The sequence below is a fragment of the Serratia ureilytica genome, from assembly GCF_013375155.1.
In the GTDB taxonomy this organism is placed as follows: Bacteria; Pseudomonadota; Gammaproteobacteria; order Enterobacterales; family Enterobacteriaceae; genus Serratia; species Serratia ureilytica.
The window spans coordinates 546,332-565,121 of sequence record NZ_JABXOF010000002.1; the positions used below are offsets into that span (position 1 = coordinate 546,332).

The 18,790-nt window shown below is 57.2% G+C and carries 16 protein-coding genes; 4 read left to right on the forward strand and 12 right to left on the reverse strand.

The features are described from left to right. Positions 1 to 14: 14 nt before the first annotated feature. Entirely contained in the window at positions 15 to 236 is a 222-nt protein-coding gene (locus HWW83_RS05960; RefSeq protein ID WP_071991654.1) for a DUF6434 domain-containing protein, read from the reverse strand. 154 nt (positions 237 to 390) lie between these two features. After that, a complete protein-coding gene (locus HWW83_RS05965; protein ID WP_103100958.1) occupies positions 391 to 1,698 on the reverse strand; it encodes a serine hydrolase domain-containing protein in 1,308 nt (435 codons plus the stop codon). A 107-nt stretch (positions 1,699 to 1,805) separates the two neighbouring features. Here HWW83_RS05965 and HWW83_RS05970 point away from each other — a divergent pair, with 107 nt between their 5' ends. From HWW83_RS05970 to HWW83_RS05985, 4 genes are all read left to right on the forward strand, one after another. Further along, entirely contained in the window at positions 1,806 to 2,714 is a 909-nt protein-coding gene (locus tag HWW83_RS05970) for a LysR family transcriptional regulator (RefSeq protein ID WP_176589082.1), read from the forward strand. Between the two features lie 1,341 nt (positions 2,715 to 4,055). Then, positions 4,056 to 5,198 (forward strand): SIR2 family protein, encoded by a 1,143-nt coding sequence (locus tag HWW83_RS05975; RefSeq protein WP_176589083.1) that lies wholly within the window; start codon positions 4,056 to 4,058, stop codon positions 5,196 to 5,198. A 1-nt stretch (position 5,199) separates the two neighbouring features. Continuing rightward, the gene (locus HWW83_RS05980; protein WP_176589084.1) at positions 5,200 to 6,942 is read left to right on the forward strand and encodes an ATP-binding protein; all 1,743 of its coding nucleotides are present in this window, start codon (positions 5,200 to 5,202) and stop codon (positions 6,940 to 6,942) included. Between the two features lie 284 nt (positions 6,943 to 7,226). Continuing rightward, positions 7,227 to 8,231, forward strand: a complete 1,005-nt coding sequence (locus HWW83_RS05985; RefSeq protein ID WP_004935582.1) for a LacI family DNA-binding transcriptional regulator — start codon at positions 7,227 to 7,229, stop codon at positions 8,229 to 8,231. A gap of 6 nt (positions 8,232 to 8,237) precedes the next feature. On the opposite strand, the gene araD is transcribed toward HWW83_RS05985, so the two are convergent. From araD to HWW83_RS06035, 10 genes are all read right to left on the reverse strand, one after another. Then, complete coding sequence (gene araD / locus HWW83_RS05990) at positions 8,238 to 8,930, reverse strand: L-ribulose-5-phosphate 4-epimerase (protein WP_042785035.1); 693 nt, start codon at positions 8,928 to 8,930, stop codon at positions 8,238 to 8,240. Then, on the reverse strand, positions 8,924 to 9,793 hold the full coding sequence (locus HWW83_RS05995; RefSeq protein WP_176589085.1) for an L-ribulose-5-phosphate 3-epimerase: 870 nt from the start codon (positions 9,791 to 9,793) through the stop codon (positions 8,924 to 8,926). The genes araD and HWW83_RS05995 overlap by 7 nt, the downstream gene beginning before the upstream one ends. After that, a complete protein-coding gene (locus HWW83_RS06000) occupies positions 9,780 to 11,267 on the reverse strand; it encodes an FGGY-family carbohydrate kinase (protein ID WP_176589086.1) in 1,488 nt (495 codons plus the stop codon). The genes HWW83_RS05995 and HWW83_RS06000 overlap by 14 nt, the downstream gene beginning before the upstream one ends. Before the next feature lie 8 nt (positions 11,268 to 11,275). After that, a complete protein-coding gene (locus HWW83_RS06005) occupies positions 11,276 to 12,265 on the reverse strand; it encodes an ABC transporter permease (protein WP_099784134.1) in 990 nt (329 codons plus the stop codon). After that, the gene (locus HWW83_RS06010) at positions 12,262 to 13,752 is read right to left on the reverse strand and encodes a sugar ABC transporter ATP-binding protein (RefSeq protein WP_176589087.1); all 1,491 of its coding nucleotides are present in this window, start codon (positions 13,750 to 13,752) and stop codon (positions 12,262 to 12,264) included. Before HWW83_RS06010 ends, HWW83_RS06005 begins: the two co-directional genes overlap by 4 nt. A gap of 54 nt (positions 13,753 to 13,806) precedes the next feature. Then, positions 13,807 to 14,724: an ABC transporter substrate-binding protein gene (locus tag HWW83_RS06015; RefSeq protein ID WP_016927010.1), complete on the reverse strand. Its 918-nt coding sequence runs from the start codon at positions 14,722 to 14,724 to the stop codon at positions 13,807 to 13,809. Between the two features lie 137 nt (positions 14,725 to 14,861). Next, positions 14,862 to 15,929 (reverse strand): zinc-binding dehydrogenase, encoded by a 1,068-nt coding sequence (locus HWW83_RS06020; protein ID WP_033643780.1) that lies wholly within the window; start codon positions 15,927 to 15,929, stop codon positions 14,862 to 14,864. A 354-nt stretch (positions 15,930 to 16,283) separates the two neighbouring features. Then, positions 16,284 to 16,601, reverse strand: coding sequence for a PTS system regulator TmaR (tmaR, locus tag HWW83_RS06025; RefSeq protein WP_004935612.1), 318 nt, complete (start codon positions 16,599 to 16,601; stop codon positions 16,284 to 16,286). A gap of 160 nt (positions 16,602 to 16,761) precedes the next feature. After that, the gene (locus tag HWW83_RS06030) at positions 16,762 to 17,829 is read right to left on the reverse strand and encodes an FUSC family protein (protein WP_033643781.1); all 1,068 of its coding nucleotides are present in this window, start codon (positions 17,827 to 17,829) and stop codon (positions 16,762 to 16,764) included. A 94-nt stretch (positions 17,830 to 17,923) separates the two neighbouring features. Next, the gene (locus tag HWW83_RS06035; protein WP_033651900.1) at positions 17,924 to 18,691 is read right to left on the reverse strand and encodes an N-acetylmuramoyl-L-alanine amidase; all 768 of its coding nucleotides are present in this window, start codon (positions 18,689 to 18,691) and stop codon (positions 17,924 to 17,926) included. Positions 18,692 to 18,790 lie beyond the last annotated feature (99 nt).

An 18,790-nucleotide genomic window follows, 5' to 3' on the forward strand; every position in this document is an offset into this window, starting at 1 on the left:
CCGCAGGTTGCACCCTATCCGCTAAGGTTGAGGGAGTGCCTGCGCTGCCACTCATCGACCACATCACCTAACGTCTTTGGCATGTCATTGCGTATCCATGCCATAAATTCACGATCGAAGCGAAAATCCTCTCCGCACGCCTCAACCATGAAACGACGAACGTTTTGCGTATTTTTGTAGCTTTTATCCACGATCGTGGCGCGTGTTAGCAATGCGCTATGCCAATCGATTTTCAATTTAGCCACTCCCCAACCTAGACTGACATGCCGCACTTTTGTCACGCTCGTTGCGGCGCAAAGTGGATGTGGTGAAAAGCATAGCCCAGATCGCCGTTTCCGCGCTGTTATATGCATGGGCGGAATGGCAACCGCCCCTGCTCGTTCTGTGGAATTAACGCAATTCCTTCGCTATCGCGCTAAACATCAGCGATGCCTCCAGCGGTTGCGCGCTGAAAGACGGCTCCGCCTGCGGCCAGGTGGACCACTGGACGATCACCAGATTCTCCGCCTGATTGACCATGATCATCTGGCCGAAGATCCCCAGCGCCCACAGGGAATGCTTGAGGGATGCCTGCGGAGCGGGTTCTACGTTGGCCGCATTCACCGGCACTTCGTTGTTCCACCACTGGTAGCCGTAGATGCCGTCAGGATGCGCCGCCGACACCGAGCCCGCCGCCCGCGTCCAGTTGGACGACTGGGCTACCCAATCTTCCGGCAGGATCTGTTTGCCGTTCGGCAACGTCCCGTTATGCAGAATGAACTCACCGAAGCGCCCCCAGTCTTCCAGCGTGGCGTTAAAGCCGTGCGCGCCCACGTCGTGCTGGCCTTTGGCGTAGGAATGCCACACCCCGTCGCTCGCCATGCCGTACGGCTGCCAGATGCTTTGCTGCAGATAGGCCGCCAGCGGCATGCCGGTGGCGCGCTCCAGCACGTCGCCCAGCAGCCACGCGCCGCCGGAGGAGTAAGACCAGTTCTGCCCGGCCGGATGCGCACGCTGCAAACCGGCTACCAGCTTGCGCACGCAGGCGTAGGTGCCGGGCTTGGCTTCACACTCGGTCAGCTGCGCAAAGTCCGATTTCGGGTTGGTGTAATCCTCATTCCACGCCACGCCGGAGGTATGGGTGATCAGCTGCCTGAGGGTCACGCCGTCCCACGCAGTGCCTTTCAGATCGGGTTCGTATTGCGTGATGAGATCGTCGAGCGAGCGGATCTTGCCCTGTTTAATCGCCACGCCCACCAGCGTGGCGACCACGGATTTGCCCACCGAGCGCGATGTCCACAGGGTAGCGTCGGTATTACCCTGCCCCAGATATTTCCAGGCGATTTTGCCGTCTTTCAATACCAGCATGCCGCTGACGTTCTGGCGCTGCAGGTAATCCTGCAGGTGGTAGGTTTTACCATTCACCCGATAGCTGGCATCGGTTAGCTGTTTAGCGGCAGCCACCAGCGGTGTGGCATTGCCGTGGTGAAACACATCCCCCGCATAGTTGCGGTAGTCGTTACGAAAACCGATCACCCGGTCGCTCTGGCTCCAGGTGAGCATCTTGTGCGTGTCCGGCAATTGCGCATCGAAAGGTGCGGGACAGGCTCTGAGTTCGGTGCCCGCACAGGCGGCCAGCGCGGCGGGCGCCAACAGGCCGCTGCAGAGACTGATGACAACGCCCGCCAGCAGGCTGCGGTTAAACACTTTGCTTTTCATATTTTTTCTCGCTTAGCTCAGGAAGGCGTTCAGCTTAAAAAAACGCGGCCTATAATAAAAAACGCCTGATGGGGGAAAATCCCCCGCAAATTCGACGGGAGAGCCGCGTGCCGAGCCTGATTTATTCCTTTGCCCAACTGGAAGCCTTCACCGCCGTGGCCGAGCACGGCAGCCTGGCGAAAGCCGCGCTCAAGCTGGGCAAAGACCGCACGACGCTGCGCGATTTGATTGATTTTTTCGAGGATAGCTTGGGCTATGCGTTGTTCCTGCGCGAGGGGCGCAGCCTGCACCTGACGCCTGAAGGCGAACAGCTGCAACGCCAGGCGCACCTGCTGATGCGCCAGGTGAAAGCGTTTGAGGCGTTTGCCAAAGACGTGCCCAAGAGCGCGGCGCAGGAAATCTCGCTGGTCTACGATCCCTTCACACCCCGCGCGCTACTGCAGGCGCTGATTGCCGCGATGGCCCAACGCAACACGCGCCTGAGCCTGATTAACGCCTCACGCGACGAAGCGGAAAGCCTGCTGGCAAGCGGCCAGGCCGATCTGGGCATCTGCCAGGCGCGCCATCGCAGCGTGGGCGACGCCATGGAGTGGCGCGCCTTAGGGGCGATAGAGATGGATTTCTACGCCGCCGAAACGCTTTTCCCCGGCGCGGGACAGCCGCTTTCACTGCTGGAGCTCTCGCTCACGCCGCAGGTGATCATGCACCCGGACTCTGACGAACCCGTGGCGCGCCGCCTGCAAATTTCGGGGCACACCATTTTCACCAACGAACTGGAGATGCTGCGCGCCCTGCTCGAACAGGGCTGCGGCTGGGGATTCTTGCCGACGCATATGCATGCGGAACGGTGGAAAAACGTCAACGTACTACGCACCGAAGTGGGCAGCCAGGGGATCAGCCAAACCATGGTGACCATCTGGAAGCCGGGCAATGACCGGCGGGCGCTGATTGATGAGACATTGGGGCTGTTGCCGGGGTTGTGGAGAGGGGGGGTGAAAACTGGGGGTCATTGCTAAAAGAGTTGGCTAGATAAGCGGTGTGTTTGGTTGGGGATAGAAAGTCGCTGGCAGATTAGCGGTGTTGTTACCGGTATTCGAGCGTAGGGTTCATCATCTGCGTTGTCGATCTGATCGCTCTTAAGCGGGGATTTCTGTTTTCCTCAATGAGCCCCTCTCACCACCGTCGCTCCGCCGCTGTTGGCGCTGGTTTATCGGTTTGTTCGACTGGGTTTTAGGGGGTGAGGATATCTCATTAAGTAGTAAGAGATGAGAGGCGGTGGTAATGATAATCTGATTAGGATGATTTAAATAAGGTGACTATGAGCGGGGAGCAGACGTTGACAGTTTGGCAGGTTATTAATACTGTTGTATGAATTCGATAACATAGAGCCAAACAATAAGGGAATTTAGGTAGGAAAAGTGTGAAGATAAATTCAGGAACTCTCATCAATTCCCTTGCAAATTCGAAAAATAACTTACAGGAACATCCTCAGATAATGTATATAGCTCGCCATATGGATAAGATATTCAATGATGAAAAATTTGGAAATTAATTTGATGTGAATTCTATTACCGGTTTACTGACAATGAATTCCTATACAATTTTTCTGAGTGCGATACGATAGGTGCTCTCCGGACACACTTTTTCCCTTCTCCCCATAGTTCACACTTCGCTTGAATCCTCTTGTTATGCTTATCTGATAGCTCACACCGAAGATATGGGTAAAATTTCGTTAAACAGACACGCCTCTGAGATTTTACTTCAGAAATTTCAAAAAATATTTATTGTAAAAACCTTAAAATAAATCAAAACCCACGACTCTTATACGTAATAGCTAACTATGAATCTACGATTAATTTCTGGGTGCAGACAAATAATAAAGCCATGTTTAATTAATTGGCGGATCTAGGTGAGGGCTTCATGGCTTTGAGTTCACTGGAGTCTAGGGTGAAAATAGCTGGCACGTGAATTCCGCACTACTTGTATGCACCGAGGTAGGTCAGGCTATCACATTCCTGCTTGCTGCATCAACCGAGAATCATCCTCTCATCCGTGATCGTTTAATGGTATTCACGAACTGGTTTGATGAAAAGAACCGGATAGCGAATAAACTCAACGGAGAGAGTATAAATCATGATGGGTTGATGTATTGCTCAGCCCCACCAAAATAGAAAATTGGAGGATGGTGATAGCAACCTTCATGTGAGCTCTCTCTATTAATGCAAAATCGTCGATTTGAAAAAACAATCAACTATGAGATAAGAGTTAGTGCCCCAATGGACCGATGAGGATAATTTGTAGGTCATATGAAAACATCCTTAACAACCACTCACGCTAATCAATAGGAAGCGAACTATATGAATTTTGATACTAGCGTTTTCGAAAAAAAAGAATTCAGAGTAGCCTTAAACAAACTCGAGGATTTGCTTTTGCATTCCAAAGCAGTATTGCTTGGGGCAGGAGCTAGTTTTTGCGCTGGCCTACCTTTAACTAATCAATTAACAGATAGGGCACTGAAAAGTGATAAGCTCTCTGAGACTTCAAAAAAAATATTGAATGCTATTCAGGATTCGTTTATTGGTGCAACTCCTGCATCACACATCGAAGATTATTTAAGCGAACTCGTAGATTGGTTAGCAATTACTGACCGTCGCGCCAATCGGAATGTTAACAGTAGTAACATCACTATTAATAACACTGAATATAGTCATATAAATTTAATGGAAGCAATTGACGAAATAAAACTGGCCATTTTTGATGTTATCAATGTTAATGTTGACTCAGAAATACATGAGCGATTTGTGCAAGCTCTTCATAGACCTATGCGCCCAGGGAAGAATTTTCATTCAGGAAGTATTGACTATCTCGTGATGAATTATGACACATTGATTGAGGATTCATTAGCGTTATCAAAGCTACGCTATGCCGATGGCTTAGAAGGAGGGGTGTCGGGTTGGTGGAATCCCTCCACCTTTGAGCAGAATAACCTAGATGCACGCGTATTTAAATTACACGGTTCAATTAATTGGGCTGAACATCCCCCTTCAACAGCTCCACTACGTATCGCACCCCACTTGAAAATAAGTCAAAGAAAATCATCTAAAATTATGATTTGGCCAGCCTCTACAAAATATCGTGAGACTCAACTTGACCCTTATGCTAGCTTAATGCATCAAGCAAGAATCACTTTAAACCCCCAAGGAGGAAATCAGCGTATTTTGTTGATTGTTGGATATAGTTTTGGTGATGCTCATATCAACCTTGAAATTGAACGCGGCCTAAAATCATCAGGTGGGAATTTAACCGTAATTATCTTTATTAGTGATAATGAACCGACTGGTGTGCTGAAGAAATGGCATCAAGACAGTGATATTAATCAGCAAGTACTTATTTTCTCTAACAATGGTTTTTTTCATGCTGAATATAAAGCAACTTCCCAAAAGAGTATTGAATGGTGGAAATTTGAAAACTTAACCCAGATTCTTGAAGGAGGAATTTAATATGAGAAACAGAAATATCAAGCCAATTGACAACTTATCCATTGGAAAAATCATTGAAGTAGATGGCTCACGTATTATTGCAGAGCTTGACACCACTATATCTGATCTTTCCCGAGTATTTGCAGGTGAAAACTATCCTATTGGTCAATTTGGATCTATCATTAAGATTCATTTTGGGCGTCGTTCAATTTATGGTTTAGTCAGCCGGCTAAGGATGAAAGCTGACTATCAGCTTGAAAAAGGAATACCCGTTGTTTCTACTGATGAACGTATTATCGAAGCTGATTTATTTGGTGAAGCTGAATGGCACAGGAAAAATGAGAATGAATTTGTACTTGAATTTGAACGTGGTGTTTCTACTTACCCCCTACCACAGCAGACCATTTACCTTACATCAAAGTCTGAGCTTAGATTCATTTATGGTGACACTAAGGGGGCAGTAATACAGCTAGGGGAGCATGTTGGCTCAGGCGGTTCACCATGTTATGCGGAACTCAATGAGTTGTTAGGGAAGCATACAGCCATTTTAGGCTCTACTGGATCAGGTAAGTCAGGCACCGTTGCAGCAGTAATTCATAGTGTACTTGAACGTGGTCAAATTGCAGAGCATAAGCACTGGCATCCGCAAATCATCATCCTTGATCCACATAATGAGTATGGGAAGGCTTTTCCTAAACATCAACGTTTATCTACAGATGAAGGATCACTTAAACTCCCATATTGGTTGCTCGATCTAGAAGAATCTCTAAGTTTGTTTATAGGTAAAACAGAGTTTGAAGCTACGTCACAGTCTAACATTGTCAAAAACGCTTTAATTTCAGTACGTGAATTGGCAGCAGAAAAACTGAAACTTGATAAAAATAAATTAACTGTTGACTCTCCTATCCCGTATATTTTGGGTAGTGCTGAGGGCTTAGATCATTTTGGTTTTAAAGATGGAGTGAAATATGAAGAAGGGTTAATTGGTGCTATTAATTTACAACGACCTGAAAATAAAGATAAAAAGCATCACGAAGAATTTAGTAAAGTAATTCGAAAGATTGACTCATTACTTAAAGATAGTCGACTTAATTTCATGACTGAAAGTTGGGATGGTGAGCAAGATCCATTGCCAGTAATTTTGAGTCAATTTTTAACACAGAAAACAACGGTTCAGATTGTCGATCTTTCGGGTGTTCCAAACGAAGTGGCTGGAGTTGCCAGTGCTGCAATAGCTAGAATTGTGTTTCAGCTTAAAGTTTGGCAATCAGATGCCGAACGTCAAAATAGCCCTGTACTCCTAGTTTGTGAAGAAGCACACCGTTATGTACCCAATCGGGGAGAGGCACAGTATGAAGCAGCCCAATCCGCTATTCGCCGCATTGCAAAAGAAGGTCGGAAATATGGTGTGGGTTTGTTGCTAGTTTCTCAAAGACCAAGTGAAGTAGAAGCGACTGTTTTATCACAATGTAACTCATGGATTGTTCTGAGAATTACTAATGATACCGATCGGGAACATGTTCGCAGCATTTTACCGGATTCAATGTCAGGTTTAAGCAAAATGCTTTCAGGTTTGCGTCGACAAGAAGCTATCTTTGTTGGGCAAGCAGCCTCTCTACCCACTAGAGTAATGATTCGTAACTTATCAGAAGATCAATTACCTCGTTCTAATGATATTGATTTCGATAAAGGTTGGCAAAAGAATGCTATGGATTTTGAGCAAATTAACACCGTAGTTAAGAGATGGCGTTATCAATCTAAATAATACCCCCCCTTTAATTTTACTTGTAACTATCGACCGGGTAACCAACACTCCCGGTCGTTATATTACTATCTACTCTTCACTACTTCCTCTATCTGAATTCGGTTGAAGCACATATATTTATTAGCACACCAGAACATTAGTAAAACCAGTCATTAATACATTTCTGCCGAAAACAACCCTAATATTTATTCTCGTTAAAAGCTCAACCCCCATTCCCCCCTAGCACCGCCCCCGCCCTTTCCCTACAATAAGGGATCTGTTGAGGCATAACGCAAGGAAAGACGGTGTCGAAAGCCAATCCCAATGCCACTATCGTGGATATCGCCCGCCGCGCCAGGGTGACCAATATCACCGTTTCCCGCGCCTTCAATAAGCCCGAGCTGGTCAAGCCGGAAACCCGCGAGCGCATTCACGCCATCGCCAAAGAGCTGAACTATGTGCCCAACGCCTTTGCGCAGGGGCTGAAAAGCAGCAGCAGCCAGATTATCGGCATCGTCACCAGCAGCATGTACAACCCGTTCTATTCCGGCCTGATCAAGACCGTGTCGCGCATTGCGCGCCAGCAGGGCTACCAGATCATGCTGTTCGACACCGACGGCAGCGAAGAGGCGGAAATGCGCGCCATTCAGGCGCTGTTCGGCTACAAGGCGCGCGGCATCCTGCTGTCGGCGGTGCGCGACGACAAGCGCTACCGCCCCGCCTATCTCGAGCTGGCCGAGGTGTACGGCGTGCCGCTGATCCTGATCGACCGCGATCTCTACGATCAGCAGCTGAGCGGCGTGTTCCTCGATAACCGCGAGATCGGCGTGCTGGCCGGGCGCTATCTGGCGGAGCAGCCGGAGCAGAAGCTTTTGATTATCGGCGGCCCGGCGGATTCGGAGATCACCTTAACTCGCACCGCCGGCATCGTCGCGGCCTTGCAGGGCAGCGGGCGTGAGATTCATATCATCAACGGCGACTACGATTTCACCTCGCAAGAGAGCGAGGTGCGCGCCTATCTGGCGCAGCCGGAGAACCGTCCGGATTACATCATCGGCCTGAACGGCATCATCACGCTGGGCGCCATCGCCATCTGCCACGAGATGGGGCTCTATCAGCAGGTGAAGTTCTTTTCGATAGACGAGCCGCCGCGCGCCGGCGCTTACGGCCTGCACATTCCGGGTGTGTATCACGATACGCAGAAACTGGGGGAGATCGCCGCGGAGCTGCTGTTCAGCGCCATTAACAGCCCGCGCGGCGAGTTGCCGGTGCGCAGAGAGTTCTTCACCGGCTCGCTGTTGAATCGCTGACGGGCGCTATTGCCCGTAGTAGGCGTGTTTGCCGTGCTTGCGCAGGAAATGTTTGTCCAATAGCTCCGGCTGCATCGGGGCGATGGCCGGCGCCAGCTGGCGCGTCGCCATCGCCATGATCGCCACCTCTTCCAGCACCACCGCATTGTGCACCGCATCCGCCGCGTCCTTGCCCCAGGCGAACGGGCCGTGGGAGTAAACCAATACCCCCGGCACCTGCTGCGGATCGCGCCCCGCCTGCTTGAAGGTCTCGATAATCACCTTGCCAGTTTCCCCCTCGTAATCCCCGGCGATCTCCGCCTCGCTCATCGGCCGGGTGCAGGGAATGTCGCCGTAAAAGTAGTCGGCGTGGGTGGTGCCCAGCGCCGGGATCGGCTGCCCGGCCTGCGCCCAGATGGTGGCGTTGCGGCTGTGGGTGTGCACCACGCCGCCGATATCGGCGAAGGCGCGGTACAGCGCCAGGTGGGTGGCGGTGTCGGATGAAGGCTTGCGGTGCCCTTCGCGCACCTTGCCCTCCAGATCCACCACCACCAGATCCGCCAGCGTCATCGCCTCGTAGGCGATGCCCGAAGGCTTGATCACCACCAGCCCGCTCTGGCGGTCGATCGCCGAGACATTCCCCCAGGTAAAGGTCACCAGCCCGTATGCCGGCAGGCTGAGGTTAGCGGCCAGCACCTGCCGCTTGAGTTCGTTCAGCATGCGATGCCTCCATCATTCATCTGTTGTTCGATCCAGGCCTTGGCCTGGGCGATGCGTTGCTTATCCTGCCCGTCTTCGCGCGCCCACATCTCCAGCAGGTAGGGGCCGCGATAGCCGAGCGCGTTGAGCACGGAAAAGGCGTGGGCAAAATCCACGCAGCCCTCGCCGAACGGCACGTCGCGGAATTGCCCGGCGCTGCCCGGCCCCACCGCGACGGTGTCTTTGAGGTGCACAGCGGTGATGCTGCCGATGCCCAGCGCCAGCTCAGCGGCGACGTCGTTGCCCCAGGCGCTGAGGTTGCCGAGATCGGGATACACCGTGAACCACGGGCTGTTGACGTGGCGGGCGATGTCGCGCCATTTGCTGATGCTGTTGATGAACGGCGTGTCCATCACCTCCACCGACAGCATCACCTGCGCCCTGGCGGCCTGCGCCGCCGCCCACTGCATGCCCTCGATAAAGCGTTCGCGGCTGTGGCGATCGGCAGGTTCGTAATAGACGTCGTAACCCGCCAGCTGGATGTTACGGATGCCGAGATCCGTCGCCAGTTCCAGCGCCTTGCTCATCAGCACCCGCGCCCGTTCGCGGATGGCGGCATCATGGCTGCCGAACGGATCGCGCCGGTGCGCCGACAGGCACAGGCTCGGCACCGTCACCCCGCTGTCGAGCCGCGCCTGGATAAACGCCAGCCGCTGGCGGCGATCCCAGTCCAGCCGCTGCTGGCGCGCCGGCTGTTCGTCTATAGACATCTCCACAAATTCAAAACCCAGCTCTGCGGCGGTGGCCAGCCGCTGCGGCCAGCTCAGATCGGCGGGCAGCGCCTTTTCATACAGCCCCAGACAGGCGGCGTTAGTCGTTTGCATCAGTCACCTCACTCAAAGCCTGGGCGACCGCCAGATAGCGCGCCTGCTGGGCGCGCAGGCGCCGATGGGCGGCGGTCGCGGGATAATAACAGCGCAATTTGGGCGGCGCGGCGGCGATCGCTTCGGCGAACCCGGCGTACTCCCCGGCGCCGACGGCGGCGCACAGGGCGGCGGCGCGGCAGCCGCTTTGGCGCGTTTCCACCACCTCGAGCGGCAGGTTGCCGGCGTCGGCGTACATCTGCATCCAGACCTCGGACTGCGTCGGCCCGCCGGTCATGCGCACCCGTTCGATGCGCGGGTTCAGCTGCACCATGCGCTCCTGATGGATCAGGTGCGAGAACACGATGCCCTGGTAGATCGCCTGCACCACGTCCGCCATCTCGTGGTGGGCGCTCAAGCCGATCAGCCCGCCCGGCGTGTTGCCGCCGAGGTTGGAGCCGTACAGATAAGGCAGGAACAGCAGCCCGCTGGGCTGCTCGCGGCGCTCGGCCACCCAGGCGTTGAACTGGGCGTAGCGCTGCCGGTCGTCGGCGCAGAACTGGCGCAGAAACCAGGCCAGGTTGCCGGCCGAGGTCGGGCTGCCTTCGTGCACGAAATAGCGGCCGTCGATGCAGTAGCGCCCCCAGGCGTAGGGGTAATCGGCAGGAATGATGCGCTCGGTCACGCAGGTAGCGATCGACCAGGTGCCCGCCACCGCGCTGAGCGTGCGATCGTCGGCCACGCCGGAACTGAGCGCCGCGCCCACCACGTCGAACAGGCCGCCGTACACCGCGGTGCCCACCCGCAGGCCACACTGCGCCGCCGCAGAGGCCGTCACCCGCCCGGCCAGCTGCGCCGAGCCGATCGTTGGCGCGGTCTTCTCCTGCGCCTCTTCGATGTCGAAGGCCGCCATCAGCGCCGGATCGTAAGCGCCGCTGTGTTGATTGAACAGGTTGCTGCCGGAGATGTTGGTCACTTCGGCCGCCGCCTCGCCGGTGAGGCGAAAGCGCAGGTAGTCGTGCGCCATCAGGATGCGATCGACGGCGGCGTACTGCGCCGGTTGCTGCTGCTTCAGCCAGCGCAGCAGCAGCGCCGGGTGGCTGGGCCACAGCGGCTGCAGGCTGCGCGGGTAGGTCTGCGCGTCCACCCCGGCGCGGCGCAGCTCAGCCGCCGTGGCCGCCGCGCGGTTGTCCGAAGAGAGGATGCCGTTGCCGACCGGTTTGCCGTGGCGGTCGATGGCGTACAGCCCTTTGCCGTGCGCCGAAAAGCTAACGCCGCGCACCTGCCCGGCCGCCAGCCCCGCCGCATGCAGCGTCTGGCGGATCGCCGCGCAAACGTCATCCCACAACGCGTCCATATTGCGTTCGCTGAAGCCCGGCTGGGCGGCAATCGCCGCGCCGTCGCGCTCGGCGATCGCCAGCTCTTCGCCGCTTGCCCGGTACAGCCCGGCCTTGATCACCGTGCCACCGACGTCTATGCCAAGAAAGACTGACATCGCGCCTCCTATTTGCGCCGCACGGAGCTGAGGTAGATGGCGGCCAGGATGATGCCGCCCTTCACCACGTTCTGGATATACGGCGATACGTTCATCAGATTGAGGCCGTTGTTGAGCACCCCGAGCATCATCGCCCCCACCAGCGTGCCGACGATGGCGCCGCGCCCGCCGGAGATCGCCGCCCCGCCCAGCACCACCGCGGCGATGGCGTCCAGCTCGAAGCCTTCGCCGGCGTTGGGCTGCCCGCTCATCAGGCGCGAGGTCAGCACCAGTCCGGCCAGCGCGGCGGTCAGGCCGCTGATCACGTACACCAGCATCTTGTAGCGCGGCACGCGGATGCCGCTCAGGCGCGCCGCCTCTTCGTTACCGCCCATCGCGTAGACGTAGCGGCCGAACGGCAGCTGGTTGAGCATCAGCCAGGCCAGCAGGTACACGCCGATCATGATCAGGATCGGCACCTGGATGCCCAGCACCGTGCCGCGGCCAAAGAAGGAGAAGACGTCGGGCAGGCCGGAGATCGGGTAGCCGCCGGTATAGAGCAGCGCCAGGCCGCGGGCGATGCCCATCGACGCCAGGGTGACAATGATCGGCGGCATGCGCAGGTAGGCGATGCAGGCGCCGTTGGCCAGGCCGAACAGCGCGCCGACCGCCAGCGCCGCCACCATCGCCAGCGGGATGGGCACCGCCGCCAGCATCAGCCCGGCGGCGACCGAACCGGCCAGCGCCATCACCGGCCCCACCGAGAGATCGATGCCGCCGGTCAGGATGGCGCAGGTCATGCCCACCGCGATGATGGCGTTGATAGACACCTGGCGCGCCACGTTGGTCAGGTTGTTGACGCTGAGGAAGCTGTCGTTCAGCAGGCTCATCAGCACGAACAGGACAACGAAGCCGATAAACGGCAAGACCGCAGGGTGATGCAGCAGTTTTTCCCAGCGCTTGCCGAGGCTGGGGCCGGCGGCGCGGCGCGCCACGGCGGGTTGTTCAATTCCGATCATAAGGCACTCCCGGTCGCGTGAAGCATGATGTGGTTGGATTCGATGTCGTCGCCGGTCAGCTCGGCAACGATGTGGCCGCCGCGAAACACCAGCACGCGGTCGCACACGCCGATGACCTCCGGCAGTTCGGAAGAAATCATGATGATGGAGATGCCCTGCTGGGTCAGTTGCTGCATCAGCTGGTAGATCTCGGCCTTGGCGCCCACGTCGATGCCGCGCGTCGGCTCATCGAAGATCAGGATGTTGCAGTCGTTGTTGAGCCAGCGGGCGATCACCACCTTCTGCTGGTTGCCGCCGCTCAGGGTGCTGACGGCGGTCTCGGCGTCCGGGGTTTTCACGCCCACGGCGCGGATCAGCCGCTGCACCACGTCGCGATCTTTGCGGGCGCTGACGAAGATCTTGCCGCGCCGGTGGTGCCGGTTGAGGGTGATGTTCTGCGCCACCGAAAACGGCAGCACCAGGCCCTCGGTTTTGCGGCTCTCCGGCAGCAGGCCGATGCCCTGCGCCAGCGCCTGCGCCGGGGAGCGCAGCGCCGCCGGTTGGCCGCCGAGGCTGACGCGTTTGCGGTGGCAGCGGCTGGCGCCGATCAGCGCCGAGACGGTCTCGGTGCGCCCGGAGCCCACCAGCCCGGCGAAGCCGAGGATCTCGCCCTTATGCAGCTGGAAGCGGTCGGTCGCGCCGTGCTTCTCGCGCTGGATCTCCGCCTCCAGCAGCACCGTCGTGGTATCGACCGGGTGCTGTTTCACCGGGAAGGCGTTCTCGATTTTGCGCCCGACCATCAGCCGCACCAGCTCTTCCACGTTGGTGTCGCCGGTGGCCAGCGTTTCGATGTAGGCGCCGTCGCGCAGCACGGTGATGCGATCGCAGATGGTGAAGATCTCGTCCAGGTGGTGCGAGATAAACACCATGCCCACGCCCAGCAGCCGCAGATCGTTCATTACGCTGAACAGGTGTTCGGCCTCGCCCGGCGTCAGCGTGGCGGTCGGTTCATCCAGCACCAGCACCCGCGCCTCCAGCGACAGCGCCTTGGCGATCTCAACGAACTGCTGCTGCGCCACGCTCAGTTGCTCCACCGGGCAATCGAGATCGATAGCCACCGTCAGCCGCTTGAAGATCGCCTCGGCCTTGCGCCGCATCGCACGCCGATCCAGCAGGCCCCAGCGGTTCCTGATCTCCCGGTTGAGGAAGATGTTGTCGATGGCGCTCATGTACGGAATCAACGAGAATTCCTGAAAAATAATGCCGACGCCGGCCTCGATCGCCTGGCGATAGTTGTTAAAGCGGCGCTGCTCGCCGTCGATAAAAATATCGCCCTCGTCCGGCTGATAGATGCCGCACATGATTTTCACCAGCGTCGATTTGCCGGCGCCGTTTTCGCCCAGCAGGGCGTGCACTTCGCCGCGTTGAATGGCCAGATCGATGCCGTCCAGCGCCTTCACGCCGGGAAAGCTCTTTTTTATTCGCTTCAGTTCCAGTAAAGGTGTCACCGCATTGCCCTCCGCGCCGAACGCCCCGCCGCAGCGGGGCGAACCCGGCCGCTGTTACCAGCTAAAACCGGCCGCATTGCTGCGGTCGATCAGCTTCACTTTGACCGGCACGGTTTTCGGCACCGTGGCACCCCAGTAGCGGGCCAGCGCAATGCCGAGCGCGATGCGCAGCTGGTCGCGCGGGAACTGCGCCGAGGTGGCGATAAACGGCGAGTTCGGCTTGAGGATCTCTTTGATGGCTTCCGGCTGGCCGTCGACACTCACCAGCTTGACCTTGGCGCCGTTGCTTTCGATCGCCGCCAGGGCGCCGAGCGCGCCGACGTCGTTGACGCTGAAGATGCCCGCCAGATCCGGCGCCGACTGCAGCATGTTTTCGGTCACGGTCAGCGCGGTGTCGCGCTCCTGCTTGCCGTTTTGCTTGGTGACGATCTTGATGTCGGGGTATTTTTTCATCGCCGCTTCAAAGCCGCGCACGCGCTCCAGGATCGGCACCACCGGGATACCGTCGAGGATCGCCACCTTGCCTTTGCCGCCCAGCGCTTTCGCCAGGTACTCGCCCGCCTGGAAGCCGGCGTCGTAGTTTTCCGAGCCGACGAACGAGTCCAGCGGCCCTTCCGCCTGCGCGTCGATCGCCACCACCACCGCGCCGGCCTTATGGGCGGAGATCACCGCCGACTGCACCCCCACCGAATCGGTCGGGTTGATCAGCAGGATATCCACCTTCTTCTGCAGCATATCCTCCACGTCGCCGATCTGTTTGGCGACGTCATGGCGCGCATCGGCCACGTACACCTTGGCGCCGATATCCGCCGCCGCCTGATCCAGCGCCTGTTTCATGGTGACGAAGTAGTCGTTGTTCATTTCCTGGAACGACATACCGATCGTGATTTGCTTGGCCAGCGCCACCTGGCTGGCCGCCAACATTCCACCGGCGACGATAAAAGGCAGGGTCTTTTTGAATAATGAAAACATAGCCAATTCTCCTGTAGGGAAGCTTCTTGTTGTGGTTATCAGAGCAACAGCATGTCTTTACGTTTGGCCGACCGGCCGGTCCTTCCGTTGCGGAACGGGCCGGCGGTCGTGACTGCAACAGCGGTACGGCGGGAGGGTCAGGGAACCAGGATCACCTTGATGGAGTCGGTCGAGTCTGCCAGGGCGAAGGCTTCGTCCCAGTCGTTCAATGAATAGCTGTGGGTGACCACGCCGTTGGAAGTCACCAGCCCGCGTTCGAACAGATCGATGGCGATTTCGTAGCTGTAGGGCGCCAGGTGCGCGCCACGAATGTCCAGCTCTTTGCGATCGCCGATGATGGACCAGTCGACGGTGGTTTCCTTGCCGAACACGCTGAACTCCACGAAGCGGCCCAGCTTGCGGATCATCTGCAGCCCCTGGGTGACGCCGATCGGCGCGCCGGTGGCCTCAATGTAGACGTCGCAGCCATAGCCGCCGGTCAGCGATTTGACGATCTGGTCGGCGTCTTCCTTCAGCGGGTTGATCACCACGTCGGCGCCGAATTCCTTCGCCAGCGCCAGCCGCTCGTCGATGGCGTCGATAACGATCAGTTTCTTTGGCGTCTTCAGGCGCGCCACCTGCACCATGCACAACCCGAGCGGCCCGGCGCCGGCCAACACCACCACGTCGTCCAGCTGGATGTCGCCGCGCGCCACGGTGTGGATGGCGCAGGCCATCGGCTCGATCAGTACCGCGTCTTCATGGCTCAGGCTTTCCGGGATCTTGTGGACGATGGCGTTTTCGGAAAAGCGCATGTACTCCGCCATGCCGCCCTCCGCCACGTCTTTCTGGAAGCCGTAAATGTTATGCGTCTCACACATCCAGTAGCTGCCGGATTTGCAGTAGCGGCACTCCCAGCACGGCACGATCTGCTCGGCGATCACCCGCTCGCCGAGCCGGTATTTGCCTTCCGCGCCCTCGCCCAGCGCGGCGATGCGGCCGTAGAACTCGTGGCCCGGCACCACCGGCGGTTTAACCCACGGGTTCTCCCCCCAAAACATCTGCGCGCCGTTCTTGCATTTGCAGTCGCCGGCGCAGATGCCGCAGCCTTCCACCTTGATCACCAGCTCGCGCGCCTTCGGCAGCGGCGTAGGCACCTGTTCGAAACGATAATCCTGCGGGCCATGGCAAACGACCGCGCGCATTTTTTCCGGCAACTGGCTCATCTCTTCCTCCAATACATTCGTTAAACGCTTTAATTCTATTAATGTTGACGTTGTCATTTTTATTCAACAAAAAATGAGTAACGACACAACATGTTAAATTTCAATGAATTAATCATCACACATCCCGAAAACTAAAAATGACAACGTGAACATTGATCGACATATAACCAAAGCTGCAAAAAGAATTGTTTGAGCAAAATCACAGTTCGTTAACATTGCGGCTAAAAATGCTACAAATGCGGATCGCGATCCCATTTACAGGATCGGTGAGGATCGGGAGATGATCGAAACGGCGGGAAGAAGATGATTGGCAGGAATGCGGGCCAGGCATCGCGCCCGGCCCGATAAAGCGGGTTACTTCACTTCGCCCATCGCTTTCAGCTTTTTGGACAGCTCGCGGCGCTCTTTGGACAGATCGGCATTTTTGATGATGTAGTCATCAACGCGATCTTCGTAGTCGCTGCGCATGTTGGCGATGATACCCTGAATGTCTTCAATGCTCATGCCGGGCTTGATGTACTCACTAAGGTTGTCGAGCAGCAGCACGCGCTTCTGGTTATCACGAATTTTCTTTTCGTTGTCGACGATCTCGCGTTGCAGTTTGTTTTTGCGGCGGAACATACGCACAAACTCCAGCACGTCCTGGAAACTCGGCTTATTTGCATTATCCATCTTTATACCCTTGCTTTAGTAATACACAGATTCATTTGCTTACGGCCACATGGCACCAAGATACAGGTTTGTGGCGGTCCGGCACAACAGTGATTGGCTTATCTTACCCACTTTGCCCCGGCGGCCAAAACCCAAAGCGCCGCCTTCATGATCTGACCCCTTATTCGCGCCCGGCGGCGGTGCAAACCTGGAGCAAATCCCCCAACTCTTCCAACTGCTGCGCCAGCTCCATGCTGAGCCAAACGTAGCCGTAAATCGGCGCTTCGCCGTGTTGGCCGACGCTGACTTCCTGCATCAGCGTTTTCAGCTCGCCGGCGATTTCCGCCAGCTGCCCCGCCGCCGCCTGGCGCTGCGCCTGCGGCCCTTCGCGCATCAGCACCGCCAGCGACTCCAGCGAGCTCAGCGTCAGCAGCTGGGTGCTGCGCAGCGTGCGGGCGTTCAGCATGATGAAGTGCGTTTCGCGCGAGGCCCAGTAAGCATCGGCCATCAGCTCCAGCGTGCACACCAGATTGCGGCTGAGGGTTTGCACCGCTTCGAACACCGCTTTGGGGATGCGGGTTTCCTTGCTGGCGGGCACGATCAGGCTGCGCAGCTTCACCACCTGATTCAACAGATCCTTGAGCTGCGGCTCCAGCCGCGGCCGCTCGATAACGTTCGGCGAAAAATACGCGCCGTAGAGGCGGGCGGCGGTTTGCAGGCAGTCCGCCATTTGCATGCGCCACAGAATGTAGGCGCGCTGCGGGTAGATGCTGGTGAACAGCAGCGCCAACAGCGAGCCGAAGATCACGTCGCCGCTGCGCCACAGCGCGGTGTGCATGTCGCCGGCGCCCGCGCCGCACACTACCGCCAGCGTGATCCCCACCAGTAGCGCCATATACGGCCGTTTGCCGAGCGTCAGGTAACCGCAGACGAACATCACCACGCCGCACCAAACCAGCATCAGCGGCAGCGAATAGAGCTCCAGATACAGGGCGATCAGGCCGGAGGCGGCGCCGAACACCGTGCCGGCAATGCGTTGCAGCGCCCGCTGCAGCACGTTGCCCCAAAACGAGATCGGCCCCATCACCACCACCAGGGTGATCAGCGGCCAGGTGCCTTCGGGCACCGCCAGCAGGCGGATCAGCAGAAAGGTCAGGATAAACGCCAGCCCGATGCGCACGCCGTGTACGATGCGGTAGTGGCGATAGGTCAGCAGTTCGAGGGAAGAGATTTTTCGATCGAGGCGCACAGTGCCTCCGATAAAGACCAGCCAGGCCGCTATTTTAGCGGAGGAAGCCCGGCGAGGAAAAGGCGAATGAGGCGTCCCCCATTCACCTTCAGGCTCAGGCGACGTACTTGTCGACCAGCGCGCGCAGAACGGCGGCGGTTTCAACATCCATCACGCCGTCATACTTCTGCTGACGGAAGTGCAGCTGGAACGCGCGCACCAGCTGGCGATAGCCTTCTGCGGTGTTCGCCGCCGAGGTGTCGTAGCCGTATTGGGCGAACAGTTTCAGCAGATCGGCCTGCGCCGGCAGGCCCTGGCTGCAGTATTCCTGCTGGCGCTGCTGCTTGGTCGCTTCGTCATACCAGGCGCCGACGCCGGCCTGATACAGCTGCTGCCACGGGAACTGCGGGCCCGGATCGCTCTTGCGGCCCGGCGCGATGTCCGAGTGCGCCACCACGTTCACCGGCGAGATGTCCGGATAACGCTGCAGGATGTTCTGCGCCAGCTGGGTGACGGCCTCGATCTGCTGCGGATTGAACGGCGGGAAGGTGATGTTTCCACCGTCGCCGCTCGCCAGGTTGACGATCTCGATGCCGATCGAGGTGTCGTTGATATTGCTGCGGGTGCCCCATTGGCTGCTGCCGGCATGCCAGGCGCGCTCATTCTCGTCCACCAGGTTGAAGATGCGCACGCCGCTGAAGCCGGCCGCCTGATAGGTCGCCTCGGTCGGATCCGGCACCAGATAGTGCGCGCTGACCGATTTTCCGGTCAACGACTTCACCGAGTCGGCGAAGTTTTGCGCCGTGTAGTGCAGCACCAGAAAGCGCACGCGGTGGCCGAAGCTGGCGACCGATCGGTAGCTATTGTAATCAATCTTGTACATCGTAAAGTCCCTCTCTCGTTTGATTTCACTGAGCGGCCCCTCATCATGACAGACCGCCCCGCACGGGTGAACCCTTGGCTCACCCTTTTTGTTTTAGCT